Origin of the sequence: Tropicimonas aquimaris (assembly GCF_042676185.1) — a bacterium.
Taxonomy (GTDB): domain Bacteria; phylum Pseudomonadota; class Alphaproteobacteria; order Rhodobacterales; family Rhodobacteraceae; genus Tropicimonas; species Tropicimonas aquimaris.
In genome coordinates this window covers 21626-27882 of record NZ_JBHTJT010000048.1, presented here as the reverse complement: position 1 = coordinate 27882, position 6257 = coordinate 21626, and the positions used below count along the sequence as shown (strand labels likewise).

9 protein-coding genes are annotated in these 6257 nt (G+C 67.8%); 3 read left to right on the top strand and 6 right to left on the bottom strand.

The annotated features are described in order from the left end of the window. Positions 1 to 160: 160 nt before the first annotated feature. Positions 161 to 394, bottom strand: a complete 234-nt coding sequence (locus ACFQ2S_RS19610; protein ID WP_386077106.1) for a helix-turn-helix domain-containing protein — start codon at positions 392 to 394, stop codon at positions 161 to 163. A gap of 87 nt (positions 395 to 481) precedes the next feature. On the opposite strand from ACFQ2S_RS19610, the gene ACFQ2S_RS19605 reads away from it, so the two are divergent. Genes ACFQ2S_RS19605 through ACFQ2S_RS19595 form a run of 3 tightly spaced genes read left to right on the top strand, consistent with a single transcriptional unit; the run spans position 482 to position 2575 of the window. Continuing rightward, the gene (locus ACFQ2S_RS19605; RefSeq protein ID WP_386077104.1) at positions 482 to 1369 is read left to right on the top strand and encodes a DMT family transporter; all 888 of its coding nucleotides are present in this window, start codon (positions 482 to 484) and stop codon (positions 1367 to 1369) included. A gap of 57 nt (positions 1370 to 1426) precedes the next feature. Further along, positions 1427 to 2140, top strand: a complete 714-nt coding sequence (locus tag ACFQ2S_RS19600; protein ID WP_386077102.1) for a cytochrome c biogenesis CcdA family protein — start codon at positions 1427 to 1429, stop codon at positions 2138 to 2140. Positions 2141 to 2155: 15 nt separating this feature from the next. Next, the gene (locus tag ACFQ2S_RS19595) at positions 2156 to 2575 is read left to right on the top strand and encodes a thioredoxin family protein (RefSeq protein ID WP_386077100.1); all 420 of its coding nucleotides are present in this window, start codon (positions 2156 to 2158) and stop codon (positions 2573 to 2575) included. Here the strand turns inward: ACFQ2S_RS19595 and ACFQ2S_RS19590 are convergent. The 5 genes from ACFQ2S_RS19590 to ACFQ2S_RS19570 form a co-directional block, all read right to left on the bottom strand. Then, positions 2572 to 3189, bottom strand: a complete 618-nt coding sequence (locus ACFQ2S_RS19590; RefSeq protein ID WP_386077098.1) for a glutathione S-transferase family protein — start codon at positions 3187 to 3189, stop codon at positions 2572 to 2574. The genes ACFQ2S_RS19595 and ACFQ2S_RS19590 overlap by 4 nt on opposite strands. 190 nt (positions 3190 to 3379) lie before the next feature. Continuing rightward, entirely contained in the window at positions 3380 to 4000 is a 621-nt protein-coding gene (locus ACFQ2S_RS19585; RefSeq protein WP_386077096.1) for a hypothetical protein, read from the bottom strand. 60 nt (positions 4001 to 4060) lie between these two features. After that, entirely contained in the window at positions 4061 to 4513 is a 453-nt protein-coding gene (locus tag ACFQ2S_RS19580) for a hypothetical protein (RefSeq protein ID WP_386077094.1), read from the bottom strand. Positions 4514 to 4602: 89 nt separating this feature from the next. Next, positions 4603 to 5706: a chorismate synthase gene (aroC, locus tag ACFQ2S_RS19575; RefSeq protein ID WP_386077092.1), complete on the bottom strand. Its 1104-nt coding sequence runs from the start codon at positions 5704 to 5706 to the stop codon at positions 4603 to 4605. Between the two features lie 119 nt (positions 5707 to 5825). Further along, positions 5826 to 6176, bottom strand: coding sequence for a hypothetical protein (locus tag ACFQ2S_RS19570; protein WP_386077090.1), 351 nt, complete (start codon positions 6174 to 6176; stop codon positions 5826 to 5828). Between the last annotated feature and the right edge of the window lie 81 nt (positions 6177 to 6257).

The window sequence follows — 6257 nt, the reverse complement described above, 5'->3', positions numbered from 1 at the left end:
AGATGGAACCAAGGCGGGTCATGCACTAACAATCAAACCGGACCAGTCAGATCAGGCTCCCCAGACCTAGAAGTCTAGGAAAGCCAAAGAAGAAACCGCAACGGCTGCTTTGATGAGCAAGAGGCACCAACCACCCTTCTCGCTTGGCTGGAAGTGGGAGTCAGCCATCAGTAGCAACCCGATAGACTGACCTTTCAGAGATATTTAGCTCGGCAGCAATCGCGCGCTTGGTCATCCCTTGTGCAAGTAGAGTCTTCACCTCTTCGGACTTGGCTCGCGCGGTCGGCTTCCGGCCTTCCCCCGCAAATGATGCACCGTACCAGCCTTCGTCAGGGACGAAGCGATCTGCGCGGCATACGGGCGAACTGCGTTTTCTGGCGAACCCGAGCCAAATCCGGCGTTCCGCACTTCGTGCGCCGCCCCCGCTGGCAAAAACCTGCGGGGTGTGTCAGGTGGGCCGTGCGTTTCACGGGAGACAGCCATGGATTTTCGCGCGCTTGGCATGGGGTTGGCCTTTGCCTTCATGTGGTCGTCGGCCTTCACCTCTGCCCGGATCATCGTGGCTCATGCGCCGCCGCTGGGCATCTCTGCGCTTCGATTTCTGATCGCAGGCGTGATCGCGGTGACCATCGCGCGGGCCCTGGGGCAGTCCTGGCGGCTGACCACCAGCCAGGCACGGCTGACGGTGATTTTCGGGGTCTGCCAGAACGCGCTGTACCTCGGGCTGTTCTTCGTGGCGATGCAGACGATCGAGGCCTCGCTTGCGGCGATCATCGCCTCGACCATGCCCCTGCTGGTTGCGCTGGCGGGATGGGCGATTTTCGGCGAGCGGGTGCGGCCGCTGGGCGTCGCCGGGCTGGTGGCGGGTTTCGCGGGCGTGGCGATCATCATGGGCAGCCGGTTGCAGGGCGGCGGCGTGGACATGCTGGGGCTGGGGCTCTGCGTGATCGGCGTGCTTGCGCTGACCTTTGCCACGCTGGCTGTGCGGGGTGCGTCGTCGGGCGGCAACGTGCTGATGATCGTGGGGCTGCAGATGCTGGTGGGGTCGGCGGTCCTGGCCCCGGCCTCGCTGCTGCTGGAGGAGTGGCGGATCGACTGGTCGACGAGCTTCGTGCTGGCCTTCGCCTATACCGTGATCGTGCCGGGGCTGATCGCGACGCTGGTCTGGTTCCTGCTGGTGCGGCGGATCGGGGCGGTGAAGGCCGCGACCTATCACTTCCTGAACCCGTTCTTCGGCGTCGCGGTGGCGGCCGTGTTGCTGGGCGAGCGGCTCGGCGTCTGGGACGTCGTGGGCGTGCTGGTGATCATGGCGGGGATCCTGGCGGTGCAGCTGTCGCGCCAGCCTGTCACAAATCCCACGCGGACGTGACGCCGGCGCGGGCTTTCGTGACATGACAGGGCGCGCGGAGCGGGGCAGATTTCACCCATGGAAATTCTACTTGGATATGGCGCGGGGCTGCTGACCCTGATCAACCCCTGCGTGCTGCCGATCCTGCCGATCGTGCTGGCCACGGCGATGCAGACGAGCCGCTGGGGGCCGGCGGTGCTGGCCGCGGGCATGAGCCTGTCCTTCGTCGTGCTGGGCCTCGGCGTCGCCACGGTGGGGCAGAGCCTCGGGCTCGACGAACAGATCGTGGGGCAGGCGGCGGCGGTGATGATGATCCTGTTCGGTATGGTCCTGCTGGTGCCGCGCTTTTCGGAGAGCTTCGCCACGGCCACCGCAGGCGTGGCCGGCAGCGCCGATGCGCGGATGGAAGATCTCGACCGGTCGGGGCTGCAGGGGCAGTTCCTTGGCGGGATGCTGCTCGGCGCCGTCTGGAGCCCCTGCGTTGGGCCGACGCTCGGCGCCGCGATCTCGCTGGCGTTTTCCGGGGAGAGCCTCGGGCGGGCGGGGGCGATCATGATTGCTTTCGCCGCGGGGGTCTCCACCGTGATCCTGGCGCTCGGTTACGGCGCGCGCTCGGTGATCCGCCGCCGTCAGGACTGGATGCGCAGCATCGCCGGCCGGGCCCGTCCGATTCTCGGCGTGGTCTTCGTCGCCGTCGGGGTCGCGATCCTCTTCAAGCTGCACTACCGGATCGAGGCCTGGCTGATCCAGGTCCTGCCGATCTGGTTGCAGGATCTTTCGGTCGCCCTTTGAGAACAGGAGTTTGACATGGACCGTCGTCGTTTTCTTGCCCTCTCCGCCGCCACGGTCGCGGCGCTGCCCCTTGCCCGGGCCGCGCAGGCCGCGCCGCTGGAGTACAAACCGGGGCTGGTCGAGGAACGTCTGAAGGCCGGGGAGACCGTCTTCCTCGACTTCAAGGCCAGCTGGTGCACGACCTGCGCCGCGCAGGAGCGGGTACTGGACGCGCTCAAGGCCGGCAACCCGGCCTACGAGCAGGCGATCACCTTGATCAACGTGGACTGGGACGCCTACGGCAAGTCGGACCTCGCGAAATCGTTGAAGATCCCGCGCCGGTCGACGCTGGTCGTGCTGAAGGGCAACCAGGAGCTGGGCCGGATCGTGGCCGACACCTCCAAGGGCGCGATCCAGGGGCTGATGGACACCGCGCTGGCCGCCGCCACGGCCTAGCCCGCAGCGGCTTCCATGATCTTCTGTTCATAGGCGGCGGTGCGCGCCACCGCCGGCCGCGCCGCGCAACGAGCCACCCAGTCCCGGACCTTGGGGTCATCGGGGATCGCGTCCGGCATCCAGGCGAAGGTCGAGCCGATCAGCAGGTCGGCGGCGGAGTAGCGCTCGCCGAGCAGCCAGGGCGCATCGGCAAGCGCGGTGCAGAGCCGCTCGACCATCTCGTCGTAGCCGCGGAAGGTGTTGGCGAGGCCGGGGTGGTCGATCCCGAACATGTGGAAATGCATCACCGGCTCCATGACGCCTCCGTACCAGGCAAGCCAGGAGAGGTAGCTGCCGCGTCCCGGCTGGCCGGGGAGCGGGCCGAGGCCGGCCTCGGGGAAGAGGTCGGTCAGGTAGAGGAAGATCGCTGGGCTCTCGCGGATCACCTCGCCATCGTGGATCAGCGTCGGAACCTTGCCCTCGGGATGGGGATTGCTCGGGTCGCGCCCACCGGTGCCGTCGCGGCGGGGTATCGTCACTGTCTTGATCGCGACCTTGTCGAGTGCGCCGAGTTCGTCGACGAGTTGGTAGGCGCGCGTCGCGCGGGACTGGGGGGCGTGGTAGAGCGTCAGCATGGGGATGGTCTCCTTGTTGCGAAGAGCCTAGCCGATCGCGCGAGTCGTCCGAAGGGGGCGGCTAGTTGGCTCCTGACAACCTTGTGTCAGGAGACTGTGCCTTGTGGCTTCGGGCGGATGGAGGCTGTCTGCCCCTGGCGTGGCGGGGCCGCGCTCCCCCGAGGATATCCGGCCACAGGCGATGGGGTGGTCAGGGCTGCGGGGCGGTCATGTCGGCCCAGAGGCGATTGATATGGGGCGACCAGTCGCGGGCGCGCATGTAGGTTGAGCCATCGCGGTATCTGAGCAGCTTGAGCCAGGCCACGACACCGGGGGCCACAGGCTGGGCGAGGCCGCACCAGCCGCCGCTGCCGCCAAAGCGGTGGTCGCAGGAGTAACGCACCAGGTTTCCTTCGCCGTCAATGCCGACAGGGGGCCACGGCGCGGGCTGGAGATCCTCTCGTCGCGTGTCGGAATAGCTTCTCGGTTCGATGTAGAAGAACACGGTTCTGGTGGGTGTCTCGGTGCACCAGAGTCGGGAAGCCTGATCGGGGCGCTTGTCGCACCATTCCAACTGTGCGGAAGGGGGCAGGCAGCCAAAGTTGTCCAGGCTGCGGCAATCCGGGTCGATTGCGTCGATCCGGATTTCGGTGAACCGCAGGGACGGCAGCGCATGCGGATCGCTGTGGAGGAGGTCGCCGGGATTTCTCCATGGGGCGGAAAAGCACTCTTCGGATGGCGCGAGGTTGTCGCAGGCAAAGCGGAAAGAGACTTGCGGCGACGCGGGCAAATGGATCGGGGTGCCGCCGAAGGTTCCGTGGAAGGTCTGCATCGGAATCGCGGCGAGAAAGGCGGCCTTGGCGGCTTGATCGGCGGCGCGATCTGCCTCGCGCTACGTGTCGCGTGCCTCCCGCGCTGCGACTGCGGCCCGGCCGCGCTGGATGAGATAGACCCCCGAGGCAACGTCGACGGCGAGGACCAGGGCCGCGAGCGCGAGGGCGAGGGAGGGTGAGCTGTTGTCGTGAACACCTCGGAGCCAGGCGCCGACACGGATCGACAGCAGGCAGAAGTCGGCGATACCGAGGGGATTGAGCAGGACGCTCGCAAGCGCGAGCAGGGCCATGGGAGCCGAACCGGAACCATTGAAGAGAATACCGGCGGCCACGAAGGTCATGACGATGCCCAGCGGTGCGTAGAGCCCGACCAAGGCGTCCCCTGTCCAGAGCGCGACGGCGAAGCACAGGACCAGATTGGTCGGCGCGACCCACCGTCCGGTGCGCCAGATCGCGGGCCGCATCAGTGCACCCGCGACGAGGCAAGCGGCGAAGAGCAAGGTGAAGAACACGTTAGGGGCCGCGGCTGTGTGAGCTGCCGCTGCACGGTGCCATGAAACCCGGCTGGGACGCAGTCGGCGCGTTTTCGCGGTGTTTTAGCTCAGCCGATCCTGCCGGGGAGGGTTTCGCCCACCTGGCCGCGGTGCAGGAGCAGGTGGTCGAGCAGGACGCAGGCCATCATCGCCTCGCCGACCGGGACGGCGCGGATGCCGACGCAGGGGTCGTGGCGGCCCTTGGTGACGATGGTGGTGTCCTCGCCCGAGCGGGTGATGGTCTTGCGCGGGGTGAGGATGGAGGAGGTCGGCTTGACGGCGAAGCGGACGACGATGTCCTGCCCGGTGGAGATGCCGCCGAGGATGCCGCCGGCATGGTTGGAGCTGTAGACTGGACCGTCCGGCCCCATGGCGATCTCGTCGGCATTGGCCTCGCCGGTCAGCATCGCGGCGGCCATGCCTTCGCCGATCTCCACGCCCTTGACCGCGTTGATCGACATCATCGCGGCGGCGAGGTCGGTGTCGAGCTTGGCGTAGACCGGGGCGCCGAGGCCCACGGGCACGCCCGAGGCGCGCAGTTCGATCATGGCGCCGACGGAGGAGCCGGCCTTGCGGATCCCGTCGAGATAGCTCGACCAGTCCTCCACCGCGCCCGCATCGGGCAGGAAGAACGGGTTGCTGGCGATCTCTGCGAGGTCGAAGCGGCTGCGGTCGATGGTCTGCGTTCCCATCTGGACCATGTAGCCCGCGATCCTGAGGTCGGGGGCCAGCGTGGCGAGCGCGGCGCGGGCGATGCCGCCGGCGGCGACGCGGGCGGCCGTCTCGCGGGCCGAGGAGCGCCCGCCGCCGCGGTAGTCGCGGACGCCGTATTTCTGCCAATAGGTGATGTCGGCGTGGCCGGGGCGGAATTTCTCGGCGATGTCGCCGTAATCCTTCGACCGCTGGTCGGTGTTGCGGATCATCAGCTGGATCGGGGTGCCGGTGGTCACGCCCTCGAAGGTGCCGGAGAGGATCTCGACCTTGTCGGCCTCGCGTCGTTGGGTGGTGAAGCGGGAGGTGCCGGGCTTGCGCTGGTCGAGCCAGACCTGCAGCGCCTCGGCCGAGACCGGCACGCCCGGCGGGCAGCCGTCGACAGTGGCGCCGAGCGCGGGGCCGTGGCTTTCGCCCCAGGTGGTGACGCGAAACAGGTGACCGAAGGTGTTGAGGCTCATGCGCATTCCCTTTCCGACGTGGGTAGCGATTAGCCGTTGGGGCGCGGAAAGCCAAGCGCAGGCTGGGGCGCTGCGCGAAGGCCCGGGGGCGTTGCCCCGGGTCTCCCGGACATCTGGGGTCAAGCACCTTCCGGTTGAGCCTGGCCCAGCGGGAGAGGTTGCGTGCCGGCCAAGGACAGCAGGGCCGCCAGAAGCGCGGGAAGCAGAAGGCCGAGGGTCATCGGCAGCGGCGTCGCGGAGCCGCCAAACACCACGCAGGACGAGACGGTGAAGGCGATGCCGAACTGGAGCGCGCCGAGAAGGGCCGAGCCCATGCCCGCGCCGCCCTTCGCCGAGGCCATGGTGAACGCCAGCGCGTTGGCGGAGAGCAGACCTACCATGCCGATGGCCAGCAACAGGGGGATGGCGAAGAGCCAGAGGGTCTGGGTGCCGGAGATCATCGTCAGGGCGAGCGTTACGAGGACCTGCACCGGCAGGCCGCGGCTCAGGATCTCGGCCGGAGTGAAGCGGTTGAGCAGCCAGCTGTTGATCCGCTCGAAGAGGACGAGCGC